Source organism: Pseudomonas sp. MF6767, from assembly GCF_016405475.1.
GTDB lineage: Bacteria > Pseudomonadota > Gammaproteobacteria > Pseudomonadales > Pseudomonadaceae > Aquipseudomonas > Aquipseudomonas paracarnis.
The window spans coordinates 121982-148362 of sequence record NZ_JAEKCY010000011.1 but is presented as its reverse complement, the minus strand read 5'-3'; the positions used below and the strand labels follow the sequence as shown (position 1 = coordinate 148362).

At 61.3% G+C, this 26381-nt stretch carries 25 protein-coding genes; 9 read left to right on the top strand and 16 right to left on the bottom strand.

The window, feature by feature from the left end:
* Nucleotides 1-146: 146 nt before the first annotated feature.
* From JFT58_RS18515 to xerD, 5 genes are all read right to left on the bottom strand, one after another.
* The gene (locus tag JFT58_RS18515) at nt 147-3719 is read right to left on the bottom strand and encodes a transporter substrate-binding domain-containing protein (protein ID WP_054897675.1); all 3573 of its coding nucleotides are present in this window, start codon (nt 3717-3719) and stop codon (nt 147-149) included.
* A gap of 265 nt (nt 3720-3984) precedes the next feature.
* Nucleotides 3985-5394, bottom strand: coding sequence for a threonine synthase (gene thrC / locus JFT58_RS18510; protein ID WP_003193958.1), 1410 nt, complete (start codon nt 5392-5394; stop codon nt 3985-3987).
* A 67-nt stretch (nt 5395-5461) separates the two neighbouring features.
* Nucleotides 5462-6766 (bottom strand): homoserine dehydrogenase, encoded by a 1305-nt coding sequence (locus tag JFT58_RS18505; protein WP_003193959.1) that lies wholly within the window; start codon nt 6764-6766, stop codon nt 5462-5464.
* A gap of 128 nt (nt 6767-6894) precedes the next feature.
* Complete coding sequence (locus tag JFT58_RS18500; protein WP_005791088.1) at nt 6895-7626, bottom strand: thioredoxin fold domain-containing protein; 732 nt, start codon at nt 7624-7626, stop codon at nt 6895-6897.
* Between the two features lie 148 nt (nt 7627-7774).
* On the bottom strand, nt 7775-8671 hold the full coding sequence (xerD, locus tag JFT58_RS18495) for a site-specific tyrosine recombinase XerD (protein ID WP_020301360.1): 897 nt from the start codon (nt 8669-8671) through the stop codon (nt 7775-7777).
* 107 nt (nt 8672-8778) lie between these two features.
* On the opposite strand from xerD, the gene JFT58_RS18490 reads away from it, so the two are divergent.
* On the top strand, nt 8779-10587 hold the full coding sequence (locus JFT58_RS18490) for a cation:proton antiporter (RefSeq protein WP_034128639.1): 1809 nt from the start codon (nt 8779-8781) through the stop codon (nt 10585-10587).
* On the opposite strand, the gene JFT58_RS18485 is transcribed toward JFT58_RS18490, so the two are convergent.
* The 6 genes from JFT58_RS18485 to ffh all read right to left on the bottom strand — a co-directional run bounded on the left by JFT58_RS18485 (nt 10588) and on the right by ffh (nt 14656).
* The gene (locus JFT58_RS18485; RefSeq protein WP_003193963.1) at nt 10588-11001 is read right to left on the bottom strand and encodes an acyl-CoA thioesterase; all 414 of its coding nucleotides are present in this window, start codon (nt 10999-11001) and stop codon (nt 10588-10590) included.
* Between the two features lie 82 nt (nt 11002-11083).
* Nucleotides 11084-11434, bottom strand: coding sequence for a 50S ribosomal protein L19 (gene rplS / locus JFT58_RS18480; RefSeq protein ID WP_003175895.1), 351 nt, complete (start codon nt 11432-11434; stop codon nt 11084-11086).
* 45 nt (nt 11435-11479) lie between these two features.
* On the bottom strand, nt 11480-12253 hold the full coding sequence (gene trmD / locus JFT58_RS18475; protein WP_169918755.1) for a tRNA (guanosine(37)-N1)-methyltransferase TrmD: 774 nt from the start codon (nt 12251-12253) through the stop codon (nt 11480-11482).
* A complete protein-coding gene (gene rimM, locus JFT58_RS18470) occupies nt 12235-12771 on the bottom strand; it encodes a ribosome maturation factor RimM (protein WP_003175898.1) in 537 nt (178 codons plus the stop codon). The genes trmD and rimM overlap by 19 nt, the downstream gene beginning before the upstream one ends.
* 5 nt (nt 12772-12776) lie before the next feature.
* Nucleotides 12777-13028 (bottom strand): 30S ribosomal protein S16, encoded by a 252-nt coding sequence (gene rpsP, locus JFT58_RS18465; RefSeq protein ID WP_003175899.1) that lies wholly within the window; start codon nt 13026-13028, stop codon nt 12777-12779.
* 251 nt (nt 13029-13279) lie between these two features.
* Nucleotides 13280-14656 (bottom strand): signal recognition particle protein, encoded by a 1377-nt coding sequence (gene ffh, locus JFT58_RS18460; RefSeq protein ID WP_003193965.1) that lies wholly within the window; start codon nt 14654-14656, stop codon nt 13280-13282.
* Nucleotides 14657-14888: 232 nt separating this feature from the next.
* Between ffh and JFT58_RS18455 the strand changes: the two genes are divergently transcribed.
* The 3 genes from JFT58_RS18455 (at nt 14889) to JFT58_RS18445 (ending at nt 18628) form a co-directional block, all read left to right on the top strand.
* Nucleotides 14889-15701: a cytochrome C assembly family protein gene (locus JFT58_RS18455; protein WP_034115853.1), complete on the top strand. Its 813-nt coding sequence runs from the start codon at nt 14889-14891 to the stop codon at nt 15699-15701.
* A gap of 12 nt (nt 15702-15713) precedes the next feature.
* Nucleotides 15714-16952 carry a transporter associated domain-containing protein gene (locus JFT58_RS18450; protein WP_054898904.1) on the top strand — a complete coding sequence of 413 codons (1239 nt, stop codon included), beginning with the start codon at nt 15714-15716 and terminating at the stop codon, nt 16950-16952.
* A 365-nt stretch (nt 16953-17317) separates the two neighbouring features.
* The gene (locus tag JFT58_RS18445; protein WP_003193968.1) at nt 17318-18628 is read left to right on the top strand and encodes an MFS transporter; all 1311 of its coding nucleotides are present in this window, start codon (nt 17318-17320) and stop codon (nt 18626-18628) included.
* A gap of 121 nt (nt 18629-18749) precedes the next feature.
* Here JFT58_RS18445 and purT read toward each other — a convergent pair whose 3' ends face one another.
* From purT to JFT58_RS18420, 5 genes are all read right to left on the bottom strand, one after another.
* A complete protein-coding gene (gene purT / locus JFT58_RS18440; protein ID WP_054898906.1) occupies nt 18750-19931 on the bottom strand; it encodes a formate-dependent phosphoribosylglycinamide formyltransferase in 1182 nt (393 codons plus the stop codon).
* A gap of 70 nt (nt 19932-20001) precedes the next feature.
* Nucleotides 20002-20469 (bottom strand): preQ0 transporter, encoded by a 468-nt coding sequence (locus JFT58_RS18435; RefSeq protein ID WP_198834488.1) that lies wholly within the window; start codon nt 20467-20469, stop codon nt 20002-20004.
* A gap of 148 nt (nt 20470-20617) precedes the next feature.
* Entirely contained in the window at nt 20618-20833 is a 216-nt protein-coding gene (locus JFT58_RS18430; RefSeq protein WP_054898907.1) for a DUF1289 domain-containing protein, read from the bottom strand.
* Nucleotides 20830-21354 (bottom strand): gamma carbonic anhydrase family protein, encoded by a 525-nt coding sequence (locus tag JFT58_RS18425; RefSeq protein ID WP_054898908.1) that lies wholly within the window; start codon nt 21352-21354, stop codon nt 20830-20832. The genes JFT58_RS18430 and JFT58_RS18425 overlap by 4 nt, the downstream gene beginning before the upstream one ends.
* Nucleotides 21355-21389: 35 nt before the next feature.
* The gene (locus tag JFT58_RS18420; protein WP_017736785.1) at nt 21390-21992 is read right to left on the bottom strand and encodes a CoA pyrophosphatase; all 603 of its coding nucleotides are present in this window, start codon (nt 21990-21992) and stop codon (nt 21390-21392) included.
* A 147-nt stretch (nt 21993-22139) separates the two neighbouring features.
* Between JFT58_RS18420 and JFT58_RS18415 the strand changes: the two genes are divergently transcribed.
* From JFT58_RS18415 to JFT58_RS18395, 5 genes are all read left to right on the top strand, one after another.
* The gene (locus tag JFT58_RS18415; RefSeq protein ID WP_034128643.1) at nt 22140-22688 is read left to right on the top strand and encodes an NUDIX hydrolase; all 549 of its coding nucleotides are present in this window, start codon (nt 22140-22142) and stop codon (nt 22686-22688) included.
* A 36-nt stretch (nt 22689-22724) separates the two neighbouring features.
* On the top strand, nt 22725-23228 hold the full coding sequence (locus tag JFT58_RS18410; protein ID WP_014719790.1) for a L,D-transpeptidase family protein: 504 nt from the start codon (nt 22725-22727) through the stop codon (nt 23226-23228).
* A 262-nt stretch (nt 23229-23490) separates the two neighbouring features.
* Complete coding sequence (locus tag JFT58_RS18405; RefSeq protein WP_032895423.1) at nt 23491-24237, top strand: GntR family transcriptional regulator; 747 nt, start codon at nt 23491-23493, stop codon at nt 24235-24237.
* A gap of 22 nt (nt 24238-24259) precedes the next feature.
* Entirely contained in the window at nt 24260-25366 is a 1107-nt protein-coding gene (gene nagA, locus JFT58_RS18400) for an N-acetylglucosamine-6-phosphate deacetylase (protein WP_054898909.1), read from the top strand.
* Nucleotides 25347-26369, top strand: a complete 1023-nt coding sequence (locus JFT58_RS18395) for an SIS domain-containing protein (RefSeq protein ID WP_087149524.1) — start codon at nt 25347-25349, stop codon at nt 26367-26369. Before nagA ends, JFT58_RS18395 begins: the two co-directional genes overlap by 20 nt.
* The last annotated feature ends 12 nt before the right edge of the window (nt 26370-26381 follow it).

Sequence of the window (26381 nt, the reverse complement as noted above, 5' to 3'; positions counted from 1 at the left end):
GATCTCCTGTGGGGCTTGCCTGCGAAGGCGGTGTGTCAGTCACTACATCTGTTACTGCACTACCGCTATCGCAGGCAAGCCAGCTCCCACATTTGATCGTCGTTGCCTTGAGCATTGCGTTCGCTTAGCTGATCGGCATTAAGGTGTCAGGCATCCAGATAGGGTTGCAGGTCGCGACGAAACGCCTTGAGCACCTCGGACAAGCGCAACCAGGGTTCTTCAAGCTCGGCGCCGCGCTGCTCTCGGGCGCATTGCTCAAGGGCGACACAGGCCTTGGCCAGTGGCAGTGCGTCCACCAGCGAGCAAATGCCCTTGAGCCGGTGCAGCGATGCATTCAAGCGTGCCACGTCGCGCTCGGCCAGGGCTCCCGCCAATACCTCGTGTTCGTGGTCCAGGCTCTTGGCCAGTTCCTGCAACATGCTTTGCAGCACCGGGCCATCGGCCTGGGTCATGGTGCGCAGGGCCTGGATATCGAACGAACGCTGGGGCGCCACGCGGGCCAGCACTTGGGTCCAGTGTTCCAGGGTCACCGGCTTGACCAGCAGCTCATCCATACCGGCGTCCTCGCAGCGGCGTTGTTCATCTTTCATGGCGTTCGCGGTGCAACCCACCAGCGCGCTACGAGGCCGTTGCTCCTCGGCTTCGAGGCGCCGTATCGCCGCACTCAAGGCATAACCGGACATGCCGGGCATCTGGCAATCGGTGACCAACACGTCAAAACGCTGCTCACGCCAGCATTGCAACGCGGCCTCGGCCGACTCCAGAGCGACCACTTGATGACCGAGGAACTGCAACTGCTGCGCCAGCACCAGGCGGTTGGCCGCCAAATCATCCACCACCAGTACCGACAGGCTACGCCCCGTCGGTGACAACGTCGCGGTGGGCGTTGCCGGCACATCATCGGTGCTGACCCGGTCCAAGCGCAGGTCAATGCACACCACCGTCCCCTCGCCCACCACGCTGTCGAGGTGAATGCTCCCGCCCATCAATTCCACCAGTTGCTTGCAGATACTCAGGCCCAGACCGGTGCCGCCGTGTTGCGCAGCGGTCAGGGCGCTCACTTGGGTAAACGGCTTGAACACCCGCGGCTGTTGCTCGGCGCTGATGCCTGGGCCGCTGTCCTTGACGCACAGGTGCAGGTATTCGCTATCGGTCTCATCCCGTTGGCAGGTCACGCTGAGGTGAACCCCGCCCCGCTCGGTAAACTTGAGCGCATTGCCCAACAGGTTGTGCATCACCTGGCGTAACCGCAGCGGGTCGAACCAGTAATAACCCTGAGCAGCCGGATCAAACGCCAGGGTCAGATGCAGGCCTTTCTTTTGCGCCGTGGCTTCGAACAGGCTCTGGATACCCTCGAAAAAGCGCTTCAACTCAGTGGTCTGTGGCGCCAGTTGCAGGTGGCCGGCTTCGATCTTGGCCAAGTCCAGGCTGTCGCCCATCAGCGCAATCAGCTCGCGCGCCGAACGATGGGCCACCTGCAGCGCCTCGGAAACCGGCTGGCCGCTTGCCAGACAACGCTCTTGCTCCAGTTCGAGCAAGCCAATGATGGCAGTCATGGGGGTGCGAATCTCGTGGCTCAAGGCCGAGAGAAATGCACTTTTGGCGTAGTTCGCTTCGTCGGCGGCCTGGCGAGCGTCCATCAACTGGCGCTCCAGGTCTTTGCGTTCGTTGATATCGATCCAACCGCCCAACAATCCCTGCAGACGGCCCTGGGCATCAAAAAAAGGCACGGTCCACTGGTAGACGTGATAACTGCCGCCGTTGAGCTCCAATTGCCGGTCGACAAACAACGGCTGCTGCGTGGCCAATTGCTCCATGTGGCCTTCGTGCAGCCGCGCCGCTGTGGCGTCGGGCACGACCTTGCTCTCCATCAGCGTCAGGCCCTGGATCAGCTCCAGCCGGGTCGCCAATTGCTGTTCATAACTTTTATTGCAGGTCACCAGGCGCCCGTCCAGGTCGCGGACGAACAGCGGGTTGGGCATGCCGTCGAGCAGTGCGCGCTTGAACGCCAACTGGTCATTGAGCCGTTGCTCGGCCTCCAGCCGTTGGTGAATCTGGCGCTTGAGCCGGCTGTTCCACACCAGCGACACCAACACAAACAGCAGCGCCGTGGCCACCGTCCAATAGGCCCATGCCGGTACCCGTTGCCAGGCCGGCAGAGGAATCGCCACGGCACCGATCCAACGCAAGCGCAAGGCACTCAACTCAGCCACCGGCAGCGCCTCCAGGGCCTTGTTCAGAATGCTCAGCAGCTCAGGCTGGTCCTTGCGCACCGACAGGCAGTTGGACGACCACTTGCCATCGACACTGCGTCCGATACGCAGGCCATCTTCCGGGTAACTCTGCACTTCCACTTCAGTTTGAATGGTAGCGGCCGCCTCGCCCCGTCGTACCAGCTCACGGGCCTGGTTGTAATTGTCCACCAGGCGCAACGTGATGTTCGGATGCGCATGGCGAATATCATTTTCCAATACATGACGTGCCGGCAGCGCCAGCACCTTGCCGTCCAACTGCTTCAAGCCGGTGAGCGGCGCGGCATCGGCACGCTCGACAAACACCCAGCCGGACCCGCCATACCCATGGCTGAAGTTGAGCACTGTGCTGCGCTCGCGGTTAACGGCCAGGGTCGTGTTCATCTGCGCCCTGCCTGTTTCCAGCCATTCCAGGGTTTGCGCGGTGGAGTGCACCTCTTCAAAGATAAATTGCAAACCGGTCATGCGCGTGATGCGATGCAACAAATCCACATTCAAGCCAACCCAGTGGCCATCCTTATCCTTGAATATGTACGGAGACATCTGCTGGGCCACCACCACGACATGGGGATGCTCGCGCACCCAGGCCTGTTCCGACGCCGACAACGCAATGCGCTCACCACTGATACCGACGCCGAGCCCGGTGGTCCAGCGCGCGAGAATTTCGCGCTGCACCGACTCGTCGAGGCTCGCCAGCGCGCGATTCATCATGGCCCCCAACAACGGATCTGCCTGGCGGGTGGCGAAGGCAAAACCGATGGGCGCCAGCCGGCTCTGCTCCTTGATCTGCAACCCCAGGTAAGGCCGCAGCGATTTATAGGCGCGCACAATCACTTCGTTGCCGATAAACGCATCGACGTCACCTTGCTTCAAGGCTTCGAGGCCGCTGTAGAGGTTGGGGGCGAGCATGATGTGGCTGTCGGGATACGCCGCGTGCACCTTCTGCACGTTGGCGTAGCCGTCGAGCAACACCAGCTTCTTGCCGGCCAGATCGTCGCCTTGGGTATCGTCGCGACGCAGCACCACCACCGAGCGGTCGGGCATGTAGTCCGGGGTGAATTGCAGGCCGGGTACGTCACGCTCGTAACCATTGGCACTGGTGAGAATGTCGATGGTGCCGTTGCGCAGGGCTTCAACCGCCTGGGCGCGCTCGGAAAAGCCCAGCACTTGCATGGGCACACCCAGCCGCGCGCCAACCAGGCTCAAATAATCGGCGCTGATGCCCTGGTAGCGATTGCGGTCGCGGGTGATATCGATCGGCTGGTAGTCATCTATCGAGATGCCCACTTTGAGTGTCCGATGCGCCGCCAACCACTGCTGCTCCGTCGGCGCCAGCGGCATAGGTTCAAGCGGGATAAACGCCGGCACCAGTTTGAACGGCAGGCTGACGGCGGCCAGGCTCATGGGCACCTGGATGAGCCACAACAGGCACACCAGCTTCAACGTCCATTGGATCAAAACCTGCACCGGTTGGGTTTCCTTGATTGGGCGACTGGGCAAGTATGGCTCGCCAGAATGAAAAAGCCCGTCACGAGGACGGGCTTGGCCGACTGCAAAAAAGCTGAATGCATACCTGTAGCAGCCTGATATCCGCCTCATGGTCAGCGGGTGAGTTAGCTGAATGTGGGAGCCGGGCTTGCCCGCGATGCAGACGCCTCGGTATTCAGTCGTACCGAGGCGCCTGCATCGCAGGCAAGCCAGCTCCCACACAAACCCGCTACCCCATTCTTGATTAGAGCGGCTTGCCGCGGTTACCGTGCTGGCTGACAAACGCCTGCACCGCCTTCAGGTCATTGGCCAACACGGTGCAGCGCTCTTCGCGCTCGAACAGGTCGGTCAAATGCTCCGGCAGTTCCAGCGCCTTGCCAATGCCGGCTTTCTCGACCGCTTCCGGGAACTTGACCGGGTGCGCGGTACCGAGGATCACCATTGGAATATCCAGGCTGCGGCGGCATTCGCGGGCGGCTTTCACGCCGATAGCCGTGTGCGGGTCGAGCACTTCGCCGGTCTCGGCATAGACCTGCGCGATGGTTTCGCAGGTCTGCGCATCGTCCACGGCCAGGGAATCGAACAGCTTGCGGGTTTCGGTCCAGCGCTCTTGCTCGACGCTGAAACCGCCACCTTGCTTGAAGCTGTTCATCAACTCGGCCAGGGCTGCGCCGTTACGACCGTGCATGTCGAACAGCAGGCGCTCGAAGTTCGACGACACCATGATGTCCATGGACGGCGACAGCGTGGCGTGCAGGGTTTCCTTCACATACTGGTTGCCGCTCATGAAGCGATGCAGGATGTCGTTGCGGTTGGTGGCGACGATCAACTGGTTGATCGGCAGGCCCATGTTGCGCGCCAGGTAACCGGCAAAAATGTCGCCGAAGTTGCCGGTAGGCACCGAGAACGACACCGAACGCGCCGGGCCGCCCAACTGCAGGGATGCGTGGAAGTAGTAGACGATCTGGGCCATGATCCGCGCCCAGTTGATCGAGTTGACCGCCACCAGGCGCGTACCCTTGAGGAAGCTCTGGTCAGCGAAGCTGTTCTTGACCATTTCCTGGCAGTCATCGAAGTTGCCTTCGATGGCGATGTTATGAATGTTCTCACCAAAGATGGTGGTCATCTGCCGACGTTGCACTTCCGACACGCGCTTGTGCGGGTGCAGGATGAAGATGTCGACGTTTTCGCAGTGCTTGCACCCTTCGATGGCCGCCGAGCCGGTATCGCCGGAGGTAGCACCGATGATCACCACGCGCTCGCCACGTTTTTCCAGCACGTAGTCGAGCAGGCGACCGAGCAGTTGCAGGGCGAAGTCCTTGAACGCCAGGGTCGGGCCGTGGAACAACTCCAGTACCCACTCATTGCCGTTCAGTTGGCGCAGGGGCGCGATGGCGTTGTGGGAAAACACGCCATAGGTTTCTTCCAGAATCTTCTTGAAGTCCGCATCCGGAATGCTGCCGGTCACGAACGGGCGCATCACTCGGAAAGCCAGCTCGTGATACGGCAGGCCGGCCCAGGAGGCGATTTCTTCCTGGGTGAAGCGTGGCAGGTTTTCCGGCACATACAGGCCGCCGTCGGTGGCAAGGCCTGCCAGCAGAACGTCTTCGAAATTCAGGGCCGGTGCCTGGCCGCGGGTGCTGATGTAACGCATGACTGGCTCCTCTAAAACATTCTCGAACAGGGGCCGCCGAATGGACGGGGCCCCTGGAACAAATCGGTTAGTTCAAGTGCTCGACGCGAATGCGCACCACCGGGCCGACCACGCCTTGCAGGGCTTCGAGGGCATGGATGGCATCGTTGATGTGCTGTTCGAGCACGCGGTGGGTCAGCAGGATCATCGGCACCTGGCCGTTTTGCTCCTCGACTTCCTTCTGCATGATCGACTCGATGTTGATACCGCGCTCCGACAGGATGCTGGCTACCTGGGCCAACACGCCTGGATGGTCCTGGGCCTGGATGCGCAGGTAGTAGGCACTTTCGCAGGCTTCGATCGGCAGGATCGGGTGGGCCGACAGCGAGTCCGGCTGAAAGGCCAGGTGCGGCACGCGATTTTCCGGGTCGCTGGTCATGGCGCGAACCACGTCCACCAAGTCGGCGATCACCGACGACGCGGTCGGCTCCATGCCGGCACCGGCGCCGTAGAACAAGGTAGAACCGGCGGCGTCGCCGTTGACCATCACCGCGTTCATCACACCATTGACGTTGGCGATCAGGCGGTCGGCCGGGATCAGCGTCGGGTGAACCCGCAACTCGATGCCCGCCGGGGTGCTGCGCGCCACGCCCAGGTGCTTGATACGGTAGCCCAGGGCTTCGGCGTAGTTGACGTCGGCGGTGGTCAGCTTGGTGATGCCTTCGGTGTAGGCCTTGTCGAACTGCAGCGGGATACCAAAGGCGATGGAGGCCAGGATGGTCAGCTTGTGGGCGGCGTCGATGCCTTCCACGTCGAACGTCGGGTCGGCTTCGGCGTAACCCAGGGCCTGGGCTTCGGCCAGCACGTCTTCGAAGGTACGGCCCTTCTCGCGCATTTCAGTGAGGATGAAGTTACCGGTGCCGTTGATGATGCCGGCTACCCAGTTGATGCGGTTGGCGGACAGGCCTTCACGGATCGCCTTGATCACCGGGATACCACCGGCCACCGCGGCTTCGAACGCTACGATCACGCCCTTCTCGCGGGCCTTGGCGAAGATCTCGTTGCCGTGCACGGCGATCAGCGCCTTGTTGGCGGTGACCACGTGCTTGCCGTTCTCGATGGCCTTGAGCACCAGCTCGCGGGCCACGGTGTAGCCGCCTACCAGCTCGATAACGATATCGATCTCAGGGTTGGTGGCTACGGCGAACACATCGTTGGTAATCGCAATACCGGTCGTTTCGAACTGAGGCTTTGGCGAACGCGTGGCAATCTGCGCCACTTCAATCCCGCGACCTGCGCGGCGGGAAATTTCTTCAGCGTTACGCTGAAGTACGTTGAAGGTACCGCCACCGACGGTCCCTAACCCACAGATGCCTACTTTGACCGGTTTCACTGAAGAACTCCCCATGAAACGGCCGACGCTAGGTCGGCCGTGAAAACAGCCGCACAACTGCGGCTCTCAATTAATGACTCGCCGACGGTTCGGCGGGCCATGATCGTCAAAGGCTCAACGATAAATGCTTACTTGGCACCCAGTGCCAGTTTGGCAACTTGCGGCGCCGGCTGGTAGCCCGGAATCACCTGGCCGTCGGCCAAAACGATGGCCGGTGTACCGTTCACACCAATGGACTGGCCCAGGGCGAACTGCTTGGAAACCGGGTTGGCGCATTTGGCCGATTTGATTTCCTTGCCGTCGACCATCTTGTCCATGGCCGCTTTCTTGTCGGCCGAGCACCACACCGCCTGCAACTGCTCGTCACCCGGCGAACCCAGGCCCTGGCGCGGGAAGGCGACGTAGCGCACTTCCACGCCCAACTTGTTCAGTGCCGGGATTTCAGCGTGCAGCTTGTGGCAGTACGGGCACGTGGTGTCGGTGAACACGGTGATGTGGGTCTTGGTCTCGCCAATGGCGGGGTACACCACGGTTTCCGCCACCGGGATACCGTTGATCAGCTTCGACACGCCCAGGCGCTCGGCCTTCTCGGTCAGGTTGACCGGCTTGCCGTCCTTGAGCTGGAACAGGTAGCCCTGCACGATGTACTGGCCATCGGCGCTGGCGTACAGCACACGGCTGCCCTTGAGCTTGACTTCATACAGGCCGGCCATGGGGCTGGCGCTGATGCTTTCGATAGGCGTGTCGAGCGCCAGGTTGGCCAGGCTCTTGCGAATGGTTTGCTCGGCCGCATCATCGGCGACCGCAAAGGTGGAAACCAACGCAATGGCTGCGGCGGCAATAATCTGGGTCAAGCGCATGGGAACTCCTGAAGGCAGAGGCAGGGACGGGAGCAGAATACTGATCTGGAACACAACGGGTGCCGTCCCCTTTGCGAACCGGCAAAGCCTACCACAGTTGGGCGGGAGGGCAGACCGCGACAGCTAAAATGGGCCATTTCTGACGGTTTTATCCGCGCGGGTGGTGCTTGGCGTGCATGTCCTGCAAACGTGCGCGTGCCACATGGGTGTAGATCTGGGTTGTGGATAAGTCGCTGTGCCCAAGCAGCATTTGCACCACGCGCAAATCCGCACCGTGGTTGAGCAAATGGGTGGCGAACGCATGGCGCAAGGTGTGGGGTGACAGCGCTTTGCCGATCCCGGCCACCTTGGCCTGGTGCTTGATGCGGTGCCAGAAGGTCTGGCGGGTCATCTGCTCGCCGCGCTGGCTGGGGAACAGCACGTCGCTGGGGCGCCCACCCAGCAGTTCGTGGCGCGCATCGCGCATGTAGCGCTCGACCCACACAATCGCCTCCTCACCCATGGGCACCAGCCGCTCCTTGCTGCCCTTGCCCATCACGCGCAACACGCCCTGACGCAGGTTGACCTGTTCCAGGGTCAGGCTGATCAGTTCGGTGACGCGCAGGCCGCAGGCATACAGCACCTCCAGCATGGCACGGTCGCGCTGGCCGATGGCTTCGCTCAGGTCCGGGGCCGCGAGCAAGGCATCGACGTCGGCTTCAGACAAGGATTTGGGCAACGGCCTGCCGAGTTGCGGCATGTCGATTTGCAGGGTCGGGTCGACGGCAATGAGTTTTTCCCGCAGCAGGTAGCGATAAAAGCCACGCACGCCGGAGAGGAATCGCGCAGTGGAGCGCGGTTTGTAGTTCTGCTCCAGGCGCCAGGCCAGGTGATCGAGGATCAACTCGCGCCCGGCATTGATCAGTTCGAGGTTTTTCTCCTGCAGCCAGCCGTTGAACAGCGCCAGGTCGCTGCGGTACGCCTGGCGTGTGTTGTCCGACAGGCCTTTTTCCAACCAGAGGGCGTCGAGGAAGCGGTCGATCAGGGGATGGTCAATGGCAGGCATGGGCACTCAAGCGACTTAGCACAAGGCAATACGCGTATTATTTAAGGAACTGTGACAAGAGCCATTAGTCTTTCATAGCCCGCTATTTCAAGGAACAGGAAGCTTTAATGAACGAACAACAGATTTTGTTGGCTTTTGGCGGCATTGGCGTGGCCGCACTCGGCTGCCAGTGGCTGGCCTGGCGCCTGAAACTGCCGGCGATTCTGTTTCTTCTGCTGAGCGGGATTCTGGCAGGGCCGATACTCGGATGGCTCGACCCGCAAGAAATGTTCGGCCCTCTGTTGATGCCGTTGGTGTCGTTGGCAGTGGCGCTGATCCTGTTTGAGGGCAGCCTGACCCTGCACCTGTCGGAATGGAAGGAAATCGGCAGCGTCGTCCACCGACTGGTCACCGTCGGCGCCCTCTCGACCTGGGCGGTGATCACCCTGGCCACCCACTGGCTGCTGGGTTTTGACTGGATGCTCGCGCTGCTGTTCGGCACGCTGACTCTGGTGACCGGCCCGACGGTGATCGTGCCCATGCTGCGCGTGGTACGCCCCAAAGCCTCCATCGCCAATATCCTGCGCTGGGAAGGCATCGTCATCGACCCGATTGGCGCACTGCTGGCGGTAGTGGTGTATAGCTTCATCATCGCCAGTGCGTCGGGCGATGGTTTGAGCCACAGCCTGCTGACCTTCGGCGGCGTCATCCTCTGCGGCAGCCTGTTCGGCATCGCCGGTGGCTGGGTACTGGGGCAGATCATGCGCCGCCAGTGGTTGCCGGAATACCTGCACAACCTGGCGACACTGGCGGGCGTGCTGGGCATCTTCATTGCCTCCAACCAAGTGATGCATGAGTCCGGCCTGCTGGCGGTCACGCTGATGGGCATGTGGATGGCGAATATGAAGGGCGTGGATGTACGGCACATCCTGCACTTCAAGGAAAACCTCAGTGTGTTGCTGATTTCCGGGCTGTTTATCCTGCTGGCGGCACGCCTGGACCTGAACGCCATGATCGCCCTGGGCCCGTTCGTGTTGATCCTGCTGTTGATCATCCAATTCATTGCACGCCCGTTGAACGTGGCGCTTTCGACCTTTGGCTCGGGGTTGAACTGGCGCGAGCGCGCACTGCTGGCCTGGATCGCCCCACGGGGCATTGTGGCGGCGGCGGTGTCAGCGATCTTTGCGATCCGTCTGGATGAGGCTGGCCACGAAGGCGCGTTGTTGCTCGTTCCGCTGACCTTCGCGGTGATCATCGGCACCGTGGTGCTGCAAAGCGCCACGGCACGCCCCTTGGCCCGCCTGCTGAAAGTCGCCGAGCCGGCGCCCAGCGGCTTCCTGATCGTGGGTGCGAACGGCCCGGCGCGGGCACTCGGTAAAGCGTTGCAGCAATTGGGCAGCCGCGTGTTACTGACGGATTCCAGCTGGGAAAACATCCGCGCCAGTCGTATGGAAGGCTTGCCTACGTACTTCGGCAACCCGGCTTCCCAGCATGCCGAGTCCCATCTGGACCTGGTCGGCCTGGGACATCTGCTCGCGCTCTCGCCTTCTGGCGAACTGAATGCCTTGGCCACCATGCGTTTTCGCCATGACTTCGGCCATCGCCTGTTCGCCCTGGCCAGCAGCCAGGAAAACCGTCGCACCGACAAGCACAAGGCCAGCCATGAACACCGTGGCCATTTGCTGGGCAGCCAACCTTTGAGCTACACCAAACTGGCCAGCCTGTTGGGCCAGGGCGCCGAACTGTATAGCACCAACCTCACCGACGGCTTTGGCTGGGAGCAGTACCAGGCGTTGCACGGCGAGCGGGCTACCTTGCTGTTTGCCCGGGACACCAGCGGCTGGGTGCATGTGGTCTCGCCCGAGAGCAATTTGAAGCCTGTAGCGGGCTGGACCTTGCTGGCGGTCATTCAACCGCAGGCCAGCACCACCGAGTAGTCAGTCAACAAAGCCAGGCAGTACCGGGACAGGGCGTTTATCTGCGTCAATCGCGACGAAGCTGAACACGCCCTGGATCGCCTTTTCACGGCCATCAGCGCTCATGCTCTCGACGAACACTTCAACCTCGACCTTGAGGCTGGTGTTGCCGACCTTGATCACCCGACCGATCAGCTCAACGATAGAGCCGGCCGGGATCGCGTGGTTGAAGTCGATACGGTCGGTGGAGACCGTCACCAAAGGCAAGCGACAGAAACGCGTGGCGGTGATGAACGACACTTCGTCCATCCATGCCAGGGCGGTGCCGCCGAACAGGGTGTTGTGGTGGTTGGTGGTGGGCGGGAACACGGCCTTGGTCACGTGAGTGACGGACAGGTCGGTACGGCGTTGGATTTCTTCGAGGCGGGTGGTCATGGGTCAATACCGGCGTATAGGCAAATTTCAGGCACAAAAAAGCAGCCCGTAGGCTGCTTTTTTCTGCATCGGGAAGCTGGACTTAAGCCAGTTTTTCCTTGATGCGAGCTGCTTTACCGGACAGGTCACGCAGGTAGTACAGCTTGGCTTTACGTACGTCACCGCGACGCTTGACGGCCATGCTGTCGATTTGCGGGCTGTAGGTCTGGAAAGTACGCTCTACGCCAACACCGTTAGAGATTTTACGAACAGTGAAAGCACTGTTCACACCACGGTTACGCTTGGCGATTACCACGCCTTCGAACGCTTGCAGACGCGAACGGTCGCCTTCCTTCACTTTCACCTGAACGACAATGGTGTCGCCCGGGGCAAAGGTAGGGATCTCTTTGGTCATCTGCTCTGCTTCGAGTGCAAGGATGATTTTGTTAGTCATGCTGTGCTCCTAAGGTAAGTCAATGGACCTACCATCGATACGTTGTTAACTATCGTCCCGCGCGAGGATGTATTCCTCGAGCAGCTTCTTCTCTTCTCCAGAAAGCGAGCGGCTTTCCAGAAGATCGGCGCGTCGTTCATAGGTCCGACCAAGGGACTGCTGTAAACGCCAACGCCGGATGTGTGCGTGATTGCCACTTAGCAATACGTCGGGAACACGCTGATCCACATACACCTCCGGACGGGTGTAGTGCGGGCAATCCAGCAAACCATCCGTGAAGGAATCTTCCTCCGCGGAGTCCGCATGCCCTAAAGCTCCGGGCAGCAGTCGTGTAACCGCATCTATCAGGACCATCGCCGGCAGCTCGCCGCCAGACAGGACATAGTCCCCAATCGACCACTCTTCATCGACATGAGCTTCAATAAAACGCTCGTCAATGCCTTCATAGCGACCGGCAATCAGGATCAAACTTTCCTCATTCGCCAGTTCGCGTACCGCCGCCTGTTTCAGCTGACGGCCTTGAGGGGACAGGTAAATTACCTTCGCCTTCTCCCCGGCGGCTGCCTTGGCCTGAACCAACGCGTCTTCCAGGGGCTTGATCTTCATCACCATGCCCGGGCCACCGCCAAATGGGCGATCGTCCACAGTGTGATGTCGATCCGTCGTGTAGTCTCGCGGGTTCCAACAGGTGAGCTGCAACAGCCCCTGTTTCACCGCCCGACTGGTGATGCCGTACTCGCTGATGGCGGAAAACATCTCGGGAAACAAACTGATCACTTCAATGCGCAAATTAGTCACGCTTAGAAGTCCGCGTCCCATTCCACCTTCATCTCGCCCGCGGCCAGGTCGACGGCCAACACGCATTGCTCGGTATAGGGCAATAGGCGTTCGCGATCATCCAGGCTGCCAGCGCAAGGCTTGACCACCATTACATCATTGGCGCCGGTTTCCAGAAGATGATCGATTTTCCCCAGCAATTGCCCGAGTTGATCAATAACCTTCAGACCTTCCAGCTGGTACCAGTAGTACTCGCCGTCGGTCAATTCAGGGAACAGGTTGCGCGGCACGCAGATCTCATAACCGGCCAGAAGACGAGCTTCTTCACGATCATCAAGACCCTTGAGCTTTGCGACCAGGAACTTGTCGCTCCCGCGTCCACTGACCAGCTCAACCTGCTTCACACTACCCTCGCGCTTGAGCGTCCAGGTTTTGTACTGCAACAGGTTTTCAGTCGGATCCGTAAAGGAATACACCTTCACTTCGCCGCGAACGCCATGAACAGAGTAAATCTTGCCGATAACGATCAAATCATCAGCAACAGCTGGCGTCGCGTTCATATTGCTCAGGCTGCGGCCTTAGCCGAGTCCTTCAACAGTTTTGCAACGCGCTCGGATGGCTGTGCGCCAACGCTCAGCCAGTAGGCTACGCGCTCTTGGTTCACGGACAGACGAACTTCTTGACCACGAGCAACAGGGTTGAAGAAACCAACCTGTTCCTTGTGCGAACCGTCACGCGGGTTGCGGCTGTCGGTTACGGTCAAGTGGTAAAACGGGCGCTTTTTGGAGCCGCCAAGGGCAAGACGGATTGTTAGCATGTGAACATCGTTCCTGTAGTCGGTGCTGCAAATCTAAATGCACAGCGGGCATAGGTGCCCGAAAGGCCGCATATTCTAAGGAATATCCGGACTTTTGCAAATGTCTTTTTCTGGCGCCTATCAGCGTGCCATTCAGATCTGCTATAGAGCCGTCGGTTAAAACGGCGAGTCAGCGCCCGCCAACGGCGGGTTTGCTGGAGATCCCACATCCTTGTGGGGCGGAGCGCAAGCAAGGCTTGCGCTCGAATACTTTACATTTTAGGCATGCCGCCGCCGGGCAACATACCGCCCATGCCGCGCATCATCTTGGCCATACCGCCCTTGGCGGAGAATTTCTTCATCATCTTCTGCATCTGCTTGTGCTGCTTGATCAAGCGACCGATGTCCTGCACCTGGGTGCCGGAACCCATGGCGATCCGGCGCTTGCGCGAACCGCTGATCAGCTCAGGGTCGCGGCGCTCGGCCGGGGTCATGGAATTGATGATGGCTTCCATCTGCTTGAACTGTTTCTCTGCCGCGCCCTGGGCGTTGCCCATTTGCGCCAGGTTCACACCGCCGATGTTGGGCAGCTTGTCCATCAGGCCGCCGAGGCCGCCCATGTTCTTCATCTGTTGCAGCTGGTCGCGGAAGTCTTCGAGATCGAAGCCCTTGCCCTTCTTCAGCTTCTTGGCCAGTTTGTCGGCCTTGTCCTTGTCGAGCGTGGCTTCGGCCTGCTCGATCAGGCTGAGCACGTCACCCATGCCGAGGATGCGCGAGGCGATACGCTCAGGGTGGAACGGCTCGAGCGCTTCGCTCTTCTCGCCCATGCCGATGAACTTGATCGGCTTGCCAGTAATGGCACGTACCGACAGCGCGGCACCGCCACGGGCGTCGCCGTCGACCTTGGTGAGGATCACGCCGGTCAGCGGCAGTGCGTCACCAAAAGCCTTGGCGGTGTTGGCCGCATCCTGGCCGGTCATGGCGTCGACCACGAACAGGGTCTCGACCGGGTTGATCGCGGCATGCAGCGCCTTGATCTCGCCCATCATCTCTTCGTCGATGTGCAGGCGACCGGCGGTATCGACGATAACCACGTCGATGAACTTGAGCTTGGCTTCTTTAATAGCCGCGTTGGCGATGTCGACCGGCTTCTGGCTCAGGTCGGACGGGAAGAAGGTCACGCCCACTTCGCCCGCGAGCATTTCCAACTGCTTGATGGCCGCCGGACGGTACACGTCGGCCGATACCACCATCACGGATTTCTTCTTGCGCTCTTTGAGGAAGCGCGCCAGTTTGCCGGCGGTGGTGGTTTTACCCGCACCTTGCAGACCCGCCATCAGCACGACGGCTGGCGGCACGGCACTGAGGTTCAGGTCTTCGTTGGCCGCGCCCATCAGGCTTTCGAGTTCGGCCTGGACGATCTTCACAAAGGCCTGGCCCGGGGTCAGGCTGCGGGACACTTCGGTGCCGACCGCACGCTCCTTGACCGAGTTGACGAAGTCCTTCACCACCGGCAAAGCCACGTCGGCTTCCAGCAACGCCATGCGCACTTCACGCAGGGTGTCTTTAATATTGTCCTCGGTCAGCTTGGCCTTGCCGGTAACGTGGCGCAGCGTCTGCGAGAGACGGTCAGTCAAGTTTTCAAACATGCGCGATCCTTTCAGGCCCTATTCATCGAAATGCAGGTAGACCGAGGTAATGGCGGCCCAGGCTGGGGGAAATCGCTATTAAAAACAGCGTTCGCCGAGCCTGCGGCGTGGGCAGGTCGCGGATTATAGCGAAGACTGCGCCCATGCACACCCGCTGTCTGGCCCGGGAGTCTTTCTTGCAGCGCAGGTGTGTGCCAAACTCAACGCCTTTCGGGCTTGCCTACCAGGATTTATGCTCCCCTTGTCACCCAGTTTGCTACCCAGCCTCGCCGCCGCCATTTTGTATGCCGCTGCGACCCTCTATCAGGGCACTCGTCTGGCCCAAGGCACCAAAGCGGACAAACGTCTGCTCGTCGGCCTTGGCGTGCTGGCCCTGCTGGCCCATGCCGCCAGCCTGTTCACCCACCTGATGACCCCGGTCGGCCTGGGCCTGGACTTTTTCAGCGCCGCCAGCCTGATCGCCGCGGCCGTCATCGCGCTGACGCTGCTGGCCTGCTACCGGATTCCGGTGGAGAACCTGCTGGTGCTGCTATTCCCCCTGGGAATGCTCACGGTGCTGCTGGCGCAGTTCACCCCCACCGGCACCGTACAGGTGATCGACGAGGAGCCGGGCATCCTCGCCCACATCCTGCTGTCGATCCTCGCCTACGGCATGTTCACCATCGCGGTGTTCCAGGCCCTGCTCCTGCTGCTGCAGGATCACCAGCTCAAGCACAAGCACCCGTCCGGGCTGATCAAGAACTTCCCGCCGCTGCAAACCATGGAAAGCCTGCTGTTCGGGTTCCTGTGGGCCGGCTGGACCCTGCTGTCACTGTCGCTGATCTCCGGCTGGCTGTTCGTCGAAAACCTGTTTGCCCAGCACCTGGTCCATAAAACCTTGCTGGCGTGCCTGGCGTGGGTCGTGTTCAGCGTGCTGCTGTGGGGGCGCAACCGCCTCGGCTGGCGCGGGCACAAGGCCATCCGCTGGACCCTGGCCGGTTTCTGCCTGTTGATGCTGGCCTATTTCGGCAGCAAGCTGGTTCGCGAATACATCCTGCATATCTGACGGGCAGTGATCATGGACAACTTGCCCTTAGGGCCGATGCTCGCCGTAATTGCCCTGCTGATTTTGTGGGCGGCGCTGTTTACTGCCATAGAAGCTGCGCAACAACACCTGCTGGCCCTGCGCCCTGGCACCCGCCAGGGCGACAAGGCGGCCGCACGCCTGAGCTTCCCGCGCCATAGCCTGATCCTGTGTAACAGCCTGTGCCGCGCCGCCGTGGTGATTCTCTGCACCCTGCTGGCGATCTATGCCTGGGCAGAGAACGGGCCCTGGCTAGGCTGGCTGATTTCCTGCGCAGGGCTGCTGGTGCTGGCCGACTACCTGCCCCGCACCCTGGCTACCCGTCACCCCCAAGCAGTGCTGGGCTTTGGCAATACATTGCTGGGCGTGCCGCTGAAAATCCTTTACCCGCTGGCCTGGCTGCTCAATGGCATCAGCCAGCTGTTATTGCGCCCGTTTGCACGCAAATCCGGCGTGGTGAAAAACAGCGACGAGCCCCTGCCCGACCATGATGACGACCCAGAGCCCGACACCGACGCCGACCGCACTCCCGGCCTGCCAGGTATCCATGCCCTGGACAACATCACGGTCAACGACATCCTGGTGCCGCGCAGCGAAGTGGACGGCATCAACCTTGATGAGTCGATAGAAGACATCATCGAACAGTTGCGCACCTCACCGCGCACCCGCCTGCCCGTGTTCCACAGCGACATCAACCAGGTGCAGGCCGTGCTCAATACCCGGCAGGTCCAACACCTGCTGCCCGACGCCAGCCTGACCAAAGAGGCCCTGCTCGCCGCCTGCCACGAGCCTTACTTCGTGCCGGAAAGCACGCCGTTGCAGCTGCAACTGCTGAATTTCCACAAACAGCAGCGGCGCCTGGGCATGGTGGTGGACGAGTACGGTGAAGTGCTGGGCATCGTCACCCTGGAAGATATCCTGGAAGAAATCGTCGGCGAATTCGAAAGCGATCAGGCTGTGGATAACCCGCACATCGAAGCCCAGCCCGATGGCCGCTACATCATCGATGGCGCCGCTTCGATCCGCGAACTGAACAAGAGCCTGGGCTGGCACCTGCCCAGCGACGGCCCCAAAACCCTCAACGGCCTGGTGACCGAAGCGCTGGAAACCATCCCCGATTGCGCGGTCTGCCTGAAAGTCGGCCGCTATCGCCTGGAAATCCTCGAGACCGAAGACAACCGGGTGAGCAAAGTATTGATCTGGCATACCAGCCACGTGCCAGTCGCTGCCTGACCTCAGCAGGCTCAACCCGGTCAATGTGGGAGCTGGCTTGCCTGCGATGCAGGCGACTCGGTCCTTCAGTTGAACCGAGGTGATGCTATCGCAGGCAAGCCAGCTCCCACATTGATCCAGTTCCAGGCCATAGATCCTCACCAGCCCCTTGTTGGATCCTTAGCCCCCTTCCTATAATCCCAGCGGCTTACCCAAGCCCCGCCCGACCGCGTGCTACCCGCACCCAGCGTGTCCTGGCACCGCCTTACCATGTCCGACCGGTGTTTGCTCCCATCCCGAGCCGCCCCGCGCACAGCCCTGATCCATGGGTGTTCGACCAATAATAATCCGCGTCCAAACGCGCAATAACCGTCAGGGATAACGTCATGAGCACCACCTACCAAGAGGCTGCGAGCGCCGCACCTGCCAACTCGACCGCCCGCGTCGCCACCGCGAGCATCGTCGGCACCGCCATTGAGTTCTACGATTTCTACATCTACGCCACGGCTGCCGCCCTGGTGATCGGCCCGGTGTTCTTCCCACAGACCTCCGGCACCGCGCAGATGCTGGCATCGTTCCTGACCTTCGGTATCGCTTTTATCGCCCGCCCTCTGGGGTCGGCGTTGTTCGGTCACTTCGGTGACCGTATCGGCCGTAAATCAACCCTCGTGGCTTCACTGCTACTGATGGGTGTATGTACTACCCTGATCGGCTTGCTGCCGGGCTACGACAGCATCGGTGCCTGGGCGCCGATTCTCTTGTGTGTCTTGCGTTTCGGCCAAGGCCTCGGCCTGGGTGGGGAATGGGGCGGCGCGGCCTTGCTGGCGACCGAGAATGCCCCCAAGGGCAAGCGCGCCTGGTTCGGCATGTTCCCGCAACTGGGCCCGTCGATAGGCTTCCTGGCGGCCAACGGTTTGTTCCTGATTTTGGCCATGAGCCTGAATGACGAGCAATTTCGCAGCTGGGGCTGGCGCATTCCGTTCATCCTCAGCGCCGCACTGGTGATGGTGGGCCTGTATGCACGCCTCAAGTTGCATGAGACGCCGGTGTTCGCCAATGCAGTGGCCAAGGAAAAACCAGTGAAAGTGCCGCTGGTAGAACTGTTCAGCCAGCATTGGCTGCCGGTACTGCTGGGCGCCGCGTCGATGGTGGTGTGCTATGCGCTGTTCTATATCACCACGGCGTTTTCGTTGAGCTACGGTGTTTCCACCTTGGGCTACAGCCGTGAAACCTTCCTCGGCCTGCTGTGTTTCGCGGTGCTGTTCATGGGGCTGGCGACACCACTGGCCGCCCTGGCCAGTGATCGCTACGGGCGCAAGCCGGTGCTGATTGTAGGCGCGGTCCTGGCGATTCTGTCGGGCTTTACCATGGAGCCGCTGCTGACCCATGGCTCGACCTGGGCCGTGGCGCTGTTTCTGGCGTTGGAGCTGTTTTTGATGGGCGTGACCTTCGCACCGATGGGCGCGCTGCTGCCAGAACTGTTCCCGACCCGCGTGCGTTATACCGGTGCATCGGCAGCGTATAACCTGGGTGGGATCGTGGGGGCCTCGGCGGCGCCGTTCTTCGCGACCAAGCTGGTGGCGATGGGTGGTTTGAGTTATGTCGGAGGATATGTATCGGCGGCCGCGTTGCTGAGCTTGATTGCGGTGCTGTGCCTGAAAGAGACGCGGGATAACGACTTGAACAAGGTCGCCTGACCCCATGCTCGTTCCCACGCTCTGCGTGGGAATGCAGTTAGGGACGCTCTGCGTCCCCAAGCGCGACGCAGCGCGTCACAAGAGGCATTCCCACGCAAAGCGTGGGAACGAGCGTGGCGGCTTAGAGCTCTACAACAACTGCTTGGGAAGCACGTGTCGCCTTGGCACGAGCCGCTTCAATCGACTCGTCCCGCGCCAGCGCCACGCCCATACGGCGCTGGCCATTCACTTCAGGCTTGCCAAACAGACGCAACGCCGTATCCGGCTCGCTCAACGCAGCGCCGAGGTTGGCAAACGCCGTCTGGGTCGACTGCCCTTCCACCAGGATCACCGCCGACGCCGAAGGCCCGAACTGACGGATCAATGGGATCGGCAGGCCGAGAATGGCGCGTGCGTGCAAGGCAAACTGCGACAGGTCTTGGGAAATCAGGGTCACCAGGCCAGTGTCATGGGGGCGCGGCGACACTTCGCTGAACCACACCTGATCGCCCTTGATGAACAATTCCACGCCAAACAAGCCACGGCCACCCAAGGCTTCGGTCACGGCTTTGGCAACGCGCTGGGACTCTGCCAAGGCAATCGGGCTCATGGCCTGTGGCTGCCAGGATTCCTGATAGTCGCCCTTCTCCTGACGATGGCCCACCGGCGCGCAGAACGTGGTGCCGCCGATGTGGCGCACGGTCAGCAGGGTGATTTCGTAGTCGAAGTCGATAAAGCCTTCGATGATCACCCGACCCTTGCCGGCACGCCCGCCCTCTTGGGCGTAGTCCCAGGCTTTCTGCACGTCGTCGGCGCTGCGCAACAGGCTCTGGCCCTTGCCCGACGAACTCATCACCGGCTTGACCACGCACGGAAAGCCCAGGTCCTGGACGGCCTTGCTGTAATCTTCGAAGGTATCGGCGAAGTGGTACGGCGAGGTCGGCAGGTCCAGCTCTTCGGCGGCCAGGCGACGGATGCCTTCACGGTTCATGGTCAGCGACGTGGCGCGGGCGGTGGGGATCACGGTGAAACCTTCGGCCTCCAGCTCAACCAGGGTCGCGGTGGCGATGGCTTCGATTTCCGGCACGATGAAATGCGGCTTCTCCGCCTCGATCACCGCACGCAATGCGGCGCCGTCGAGCATGTTGATCACATGGCTACGGTGCGCCACCTGCATGGCCGGCGCGTTGGCGTAGCGATCCACGGCAATCACTTCAACGCCCAGGCGTTGCAGTTCGATTACCACTTCCTTGCCCAGCTCACCGCAGCCACACAGCAAAACGCGGGTCGCGGTTGGCGACAATGGAGTTCCGATTCGGGTCATCTCAGGTCCTCAGGGGAGCGGATCATGGGGGAGAAAGGCGGGCATTTTACATGAACTGTAAAAATTGGCCTCAGTTGGCGACTGCCCGCCGGCGGATGCGCCAGGCCATGATCAGCCAGACCACGGTGACACCGGCGAACTTGGACACCAACGCCGTGCCCGCCACCGCTGGGGTCAGTGCGCCGATCAGGCCGAAAAAGATAAAGGTATCGAGGGGAATGCTCAGCGCCGAACTTATCCACAGGCGGTCATGCAGCGGGCGCTTGGTGATGGTGAAAACCAGCCAGTCGATGCACTCGGACACCGCAAACGCCGTGGCACTGGCCAGGGCAATGGACGGGTCGGAGGTGATATAGGAGAGCACCAGCGCCGCGAGCATGGCGATGATTGCGCCATGGCCGAAGCGGGTTTGCACCATGTCGCGCAGGATAAATACCAGGCCACCCCAGGCGGACCAGATGACGTCCAGGTGTGGGGCGGTGGAGAAGGCGAAGTTGATCAGTACGACGCTGCTGATATAGGCGATCAGGAAAAACATGGAGGATGGACCTGTGGGCAATGCCGCACAGGGTACACAATTACAAGGATGTCGTCTGGCAGGGCCTCATCGCAGGCAAGCCAGCTCCCACATTTGAAGGTACTCACACATCAAGGGTGGGAGCTGGCTTGCCTGCGATGGCGGCCTGTCAGGCGCCAGATTTCCCAGGGGTCATCCACACTATCCCACTCGCCACCGCCCGCTCATGGCACAACCCCAGCACCAGCCGGCGCTCGGCGTTGTCCATGCGGCTCCAGCGCGTAATCTCATCCACATTGCGCTGACAGCCGGTGCAGATATCGTCGTCGTCCAGTGCGCAAATACTCACGCACGGCGAGGCAACAGGCCGTTCAACCGTACTCATTCTTCCTGCTCAACCAGATCCCGCGCGTAACGCTGCGAGTTATGCACATAGTGCGCAGCGCTGGCTTCGAGCATCCGCTTCTGCGCCTCGGTCAGCTCACGCACCACTTTGCCTGGCGAGCCCATGACCAGCGAGCCATCGGGGATTTCCTTGCCTTCACCGATCAGCGAGTTGGCGCCGATGATGCAATGCTTGCCAATCTTGGCGCCGTTGAGCACCACTGCGTTAATACCGATCAGGCTGTAGTCGTCAACGGTGCAGCCGTGCAGCATGGCGTTATGGCCGATGGTCACGCCGGTGCCGAGGGTCAGCGGGTAACCCATGTCGGTGTGCATCACGCTGCCGTCCTGCACGTTGCTGTTCTTGCCGATCAGGATCAGCTCGTTATCGCCGCGCAACACCGCGTTGAACCAGACGTTGGCGCCCTCCTCCAGCTTGACCTTGCCTACCAGCGTGGCATTGGGTGCGACCCAACTGTTGGGATGCGTCTCGACGCGGGCGTCGCCCAGGCGGTATTTCATGGTTTTCCCTCACGGCTTGCCATTCATGCGATGGCTTAGATATTGATAAAACTTTTGGGCGGCTGGTGCAGGCTGATCTTGGCATCGTCATAGAGCAGGTTGATCAGCTCGACAATCATGATCGCCGTCAGCCCCCAGATCTTGTATTCGCCGAACCTGTAGCTTGGCACATACCAACTGCGGCCCTGGTAATCGATGCGGTGGGTATGTTCGCGCGGGTCCTGGCGGAAAAACTCCAGGGGCACACTGAAGACAGCGGCGATTTCAGCGTCGTTGGCCAGGTATTCAACGTAATCGGGGATCACGCCCACATACGGCGTTACGCGGATGCCGTGCAGGGAAATCAGCGGGCTCAACGGGCCGATGACTTCAACCAGTCCCGGCGGCAGGCCTATTTCTTCTTCGGCTTCGCGCAAGGCGGTAAAGATCAGGTCCGGGTCTTCAGGGTCGCGGCGCCCGCCGGGAAAGGCCACTTCGCCACCATGGGTCGACAGGCCGCTGGCGCGCAGGGTCAGGATCAGCTCGGGTTCGTCACTGCGGGTAATCGGCACCAGCACCGCAGCCTCGGGGAAACGCCCGTCGGTTTCCAGGGTGTGGGGGGTGTGGTTGCTTACCCGTCGAAGTAGCTCGTCCAGCATGAGTCATCTCGGTCTGTTGGCTACCTTGCATCATGCACCAAAGCGTGCACGCGCCCAACCCCAAAACCGCAGGGCTGTCGCTAAACGACAACTTGCAGGAACGCCCGGCACCAAGCCAAGATGTGCCCATTCTCCAGGAACCCCAGCATGAATTTCTGCAGCCAGTGCGGCAAACCGGTGACCCAACGCATTCCCGAAGGCGACGCACGCCTGCGCTATGTATGCGACCACTGCTCGACCATTCATTACCAGAACCCCAATATTGTCGCCGGTACCCTGCCGGTATGGGGCGACCAAGTGCTGTTGTGCCGCCGCGCCATCGAGCCACGCCTGGGTTACTGGACCCTGCCCGCAGGCTTTATGGAAAACGGCGAAACCGTCGAGCAGGCGGCCATGCGTGAAACCCTGGAAGAAGCCTGCGCCCGGGTGCGCAACCTGAGCCTCTATACCCTGATCAATGTGCCGCACATCAGCCAGGTGCATATCTTCTACCGCGCCGAACTGATCGACCTGGACTTTGCCGCTGGCCAGGAAAGCCTGGAAGTGAGGTTGTTCGACGAAGCCGATATCCCTTGGTCCGAGCTGGCTTTCCGCACGGTCGGGCGTACCTTAGAATGCTTCTTCGCTGACCGTCGCCAACAGGCATACCCGGTACGTAGCGAATCTGTGCCACCGCTGTCCAAGCCCGCCCAATAACAAGCCGGCCAATGTCGCCAAAGGGATACCGTTTCAATGCGTTGGTTGCTTGCTCTGATCTGCCTGTCGTTCGCCACGCTGTCCCCGGCCTCCACGGTGCAAACCCTTGGCGGTAAAACGGTCGAGAAAGTCCTGGTGCTCAAGTCCGCCCACCAGCTGCAGCTGATCAACGACGGCAAGCCGTTCAAGACCTATCGCATCTCCCTGGGCAAGAACCCCAAGGGCCACAAGCTGATCGAAGGTGACCGCCGCACGCCCGAAGGCCTCTACTGGATCGACTGGCGCAAGACCAGCGACCGCTTCAACCTGGCCATGCACATTTCCTACCCGAACATCAGCGACGCCGCCCGCGCCCGCCGCGAAGGCGTAAAGCCGGGCAGCATGATCATGATCCACGGCACCCCCGACACCGAAGACTACCCGGAACAGTGGTTCCACACCCTGGACTGGACCGACGGCTGCATCGGCATGCGCAATGTGGATATGCGCGAAGTGTGGAACCTGGTCAAAGACGGCACCCTCATCGAGATTCGGCCGTAATCGCGTGCCGTTCGTAAAATAATTCGAAAATAATTCCTGCCCCAGGCAGCGCCTGCCGGTGAATACCAGTTCACCGCGCGGGACCCTGCACTTGTGCGCGCCACAAAGACCTCTCTAATACCACTTGATACCAAGCCCCATAAAAGCGCCCTGAAACCGGGATTTTCACCGTTTTGGCAGCATTGACATGGTATTTAAGTGGTATTAGTTTTCGGCCATTACCGGGCGACAACATTCCAATAACGCATCGGAAACCTGACAGATGAATCCCATCCTGGCCCTGCGCCCCGACGACAAGCAATCCACGCCGCTGTACCTGCAACTGGCCCGCAGCCTTGAAGCAGCGATCCATGCCGGCCAGTGGAAATCCGAACAGGCCCTGCCTTCGGAACGCGCCCTCAGCGAGCAATTGAGCATCTCGCGGGTCACCGCCCGTAAAGCGCTGGAAGTGTTGCTGGCTCAAGGGCTGATCCGTCGCAGCCAAGGCTCCGGCACTTTCATCACGCCGCGCCTGGAACAACCCTTGTCGCGCCTGTCGGGGTTCAGCGAGATGCTGCGGCTCAAGGGGTTTGTGCCGACGTCTCAGTGGCTGGAGCGCGACATCACCCCGCCGACCCATGAAGAACTGATCCGCCTGGGCCTGTCGCCCACCGACAAAGTGGCGCGCCTCAAGCGCCTGCGCAAAGCCGACGACACGGTGATGGCGATTGAAATGACCGCCATGCCGGCCTCGGTGCTGCCCCATCCCCAGGCCATCGGCAATTCGTTGTACGAATACTTGGAAAGCATCGGCAAGCCCATCGTGCGCGCCTTGCAGCATATCCAGGCGATCAATGCCTCGGATGAGTTCGCCGCGCTGGTCGGCATCGCCCCCGGCACCGCCATGCTGCTGATGACCCGCGTGGGCTACACCGCCGACAACACGCCGATTGAGATCACCGACACCTACTGCCGCAACGACTACTACGACTTTGTCGCAGAGCTGCGCCGCCATGACTACTCCGCCTGAATGCGAACTTAGAGAACTGCCCATGACTGAAGACAATATCCTCACGCCCAGCGGCTGGATGCGTGGTCGCTTGGTGCATGAGCACGGCAAGGTTGTCGCCATTGACGGCACGCCGTGCGACCCGGCCGACAACGACCTGCCCTACCTGTTGCCGGGCTTTATCGACCTGCATGTGCATGGCGGTGGCGGCGCCGACATCATGGAAGGTGCGAGCGCCTTCGAGACCATTACCCGTACCCACGTGCGTTTTGGCACCACCTCGCTGCTGGCCACCACCATGACGGCGCCGGTGGAGGAAATTTCCCGCGTGCTCGGTGAGCTCGGCACGTTCTGCGAACAGCGGCCAGCCGGCAGCGCCCGCGTACTCGGCGTGCACCTGGAAGGCCCCTACATCAATCCGGGAAAACTCGGCGCCCAACCCAACTTCGCCCACACCGCGTTGATGCAAGAAGTGGAAGCCTACCTGCGCCTGGCGCCAATCCGGGTGATCACCATCGCCCCGGAAATCGCCGGCCACGACGGCCTGATTCGCGCCCTCAGCCAACGCGGCGTGCGCATGCAGATCGGCCACACCCTGGGCAGCTATGAAGAAGGCGTTGCCGCCCTGGCCGCTGGCGCCACCAGTTTCACCCATTTGTACAACGCCATGAGCCCGCTGCATCACCGCGAACCCGGCATCGTCGGCGCCGCGCTGGCCCACGCCCAGTACGCCGAGCTGATCCCGGACTTGCTGCACGTGCACCCCGGCGCCATGCGCGTAGCCCTGCGCTCGATCCCGTGCCTGTATTGCGTCACCGACTCCACCGCCGCCGCCGGCATGCCCGACGGAGAGTACAAGCTGGGCAGCCACACCGTGACCAAATGCCTGGGCGGCGTGCGCCTGGCCGACGGCACCCTGGCCGGCAGCACGCTGACCATGGATCAGGCGCTGCGCAACCTGGTGAAAATCGGCCTGCCCATCAGTGAAGCCTCGCAACGCCTGTCGCAATTTCCTGCGGACTACCTGGGCCTGGAAGAACGCGGCCGCCTGCAACCGGGCAGCTTTGCCGACTGCGTGCGCCTGGACCGCTCCCTGACACTCACCGACGTAATGGTCGAAGGAGACACCATTGACTTCAAAAATGCTTGAAGAGGCCCTGGCCTCCTGCGACGCCGTCGCGGCCCAACTGCAGCGCCTGGACCCGATGCTGGAAGAAGTCGCCGGCCGCCTGCGCCGCCAGCCGCCGCAAGTGGCGATGACCATCGCCCGCGGCAGCTCCGACCACGCCGCCAGTTACTTCGCCTACCTGGCCATGCAACACGTGGGCATTCCGGTGGCGTCGCTGCCGATGTCGGTGGTGACCCTGTTGCAGGCGCCGATGAAAGTCAGCGGCCAGGTAGCGTTTGGTTTCTCCCAATCGGGGCAGAGCCCGGACCTGGTCAACAGTCTGCGCTTGTTGCGCAAGCGTGGTGCCTTGAGCATCTCCCTGGTCAATGCCGAAGACTCACCGCTGGAAGCCGCCTGTGAATTTCATGTGCCGCTGTGCGCCGGGCCGGAACTCAGCGTGGCCGCCACCAAGAGTTTTATCGCCACCCTGAGCGCCAGTGCACAGTTGATCGGCCACTGGAATCAAGAAGCCGACTTGCTGCAAGCCTGCCAGGCCCTGCCCGAGGGACTGCGTGACGCCGCCAGACAGGATTGGCGCCTGGCAGTCGACGCCCTCAAAGGCAGCCAGCGCTTGATGGTGATCGGCCGAGGCGCCGGGTTTGCCATCGCCCAGGAAGCCGCGCTCAAGCTCAAGGAAACCTCGGCGATCCAGGCCGAAGCCTTCAGCAGCGCCGAAGTGCGCCACGGGCCGATGGCCTTGATCGACGAGAACTACCCCCTACTGGTGTTCGCCCCCCGCGGCGCCGAGCAGGCCGGCCTGTTGAGCCTGGCCGCCGATATGCGCCAACGCGGCGCACGCGTGCTGCTGGCTGCGCCGGACGATATCGCCGAACGCGACCTGACGCTGAGCCGCGCCGAACACCCGAGCCTGGACCCGATCCTGGCTATCCAGAGCTTCTACGTGATGGCCGCAGGCCTTGCTGAGGCACGGGGCATGGACCCGGACCAGCCGCGCCACCTGAGCAAAGTCACCCGCACGCACTAAAGCGGCGTTTTC

What these genes read in the sequence shown, in the direction of transcription:
- thrC (WP_003193958.1), bottom strand. Translation starts at nt 5,394, where the DNA reads ATGCGTTACATCAGCACCCGCGGCCAGGCACCGGCCCTGAATTTCGAA.
- JFT58_RS18500 (WP_005791088.1), bottom strand. Translation starts at nt 7,626, where the DNA reads ATGCGCTTGACCCAGATTATTGCCGCCGCAGCCATTGCGTTGGTTTCC.
- xerD (WP_020301360.1), bottom strand. Translation starts at nt 8,671, where the DNA reads ATGCCTGCCATTGACCATCCCCTGATCGACCGCTTCCTCGACGCCCTC.
- JFT58_RS18490 (WP_034128639.1), top strand. Translation starts at nt 8,779, where the DNA reads ATGAACGAACAACAGATTTTGTTGGCTTTTGGCGGCATTGGCGTGGCC.
- JFT58_RS18485 (WP_003193963.1), bottom strand. Translation starts at nt 11,001, where the DNA reads ATGACCACCCGCCTCGAAGAAATCCAACGCCGTACCGACCTGTCCGTC.
- rplS (WP_003175895.1), bottom strand. Translation starts at nt 11,434, where the DNA reads ATGACTAACAAAATCATCCTTGCACTCGAAGCAGAGCAGATGACCAAA.
- trmD (WP_169918755.1), bottom strand. Translation starts at nt 12,253, where the DNA reads ATGGGACGCGGACTTCTAAGCGTGACTAATTTGCGCATTGAAGTGATC.
- rimM (WP_003175898.1), bottom strand. Translation starts at nt 12,771, where the DNA reads ATGAACGCGACGCCAGCTGTTGCTGATGATTTGATCGTTATCGGCAAG.
- rpsP (WP_003175899.1), bottom strand. Translation starts at nt 13,028, where the DNA reads ATGCTAACAATCCGTCTTGCCCTTGGCGGCTCCAAAAAGCGCCCGTTT.
- ffh (WP_003193965.1), bottom strand. Translation starts at nt 14,656, where the DNA reads ATGTTTGAAAACTTGACTGACCGTCTCTCGCAGACGCTGCGCCACGTT.
- JFT58_RS18455 (WP_034115853.1), top strand. Translation starts at nt 14,889, where the DNA reads ATGCTCCCCTTGTCACCCAGTTTGCTACCCAGCCTCGCCGCCGCCATT.
- JFT58_RS18450 (WP_054898904.1), top strand. Translation starts at nt 15,714, where the DNA reads ATGGACAACTTGCCCTTAGGGCCGATGCTCGCCGTAATTGCCCTGCTG.
- JFT58_RS18445 (WP_003193968.1), top strand. Translation starts at nt 17,318, where the DNA reads ATGAGCACCACCTACCAAGAGGCTGCGAGCGCCGCACCTGCCAACTCG.
- purT (WP_054898906.1), bottom strand. Translation starts at nt 19,931, where the DNA reads ATGACCCGAATCGGAACTCCATTGTCGCCAACCGCGACCCGCGTTTTG.
- JFT58_RS18435 (WP_198834488.1), bottom strand. Translation starts at nt 20,469, where the DNA reads ATGTTTTTCCTGATCGCCTATATCAGCAGCGTCGTACTGATCAACTTC.
- JFT58_RS18430 (WP_054898907.1), bottom strand. Translation starts at nt 20,833, where the DNA reads ATGAGTACGGTTGAACGGCCTGTTGCCTCGCCGTGCGTGAGTATTTGC.
- JFT58_RS18425 (WP_054898908.1), bottom strand. Translation starts at nt 21,354, where the DNA reads ATGAAATACCGCCTGGGCGACGCCCGCGTCGAGACGCATCCCAACAGT.
- JFT58_RS18420 (WP_017736785.1), bottom strand. Translation starts at nt 21,992, where the DNA reads ATGCTGGACGAGCTACTTCGACGGGTAAGCAACCACACCCCCCACACC.
- JFT58_RS18415 (WP_034128643.1), top strand. Translation starts at nt 22,140, where the DNA reads ATGAATTTCTGCAGCCAGTGCGGCAAACCGGTGACCCAACGCATTCCC.
- JFT58_RS18410 (WP_014719790.1), top strand. Translation starts at nt 22,725, where the DNA reads ATGCGTTGGTTGCTTGCTCTGATCTGCCTGTCGTTCGCCACGCTGTCC.
- JFT58_RS18405 (WP_032895423.1), top strand. Translation starts at nt 23,491, where the DNA reads ATGAATCCCATCCTGGCCCTGCGCCCCGACGACAAGCAATCCACGCCG.
- nagA (WP_054898909.1), top strand. Translation starts at nt 24,260, where the DNA reads ATGACTGAAGACAATATCCTCACGCCCAGCGGCTGGATGCGTGGTCGC.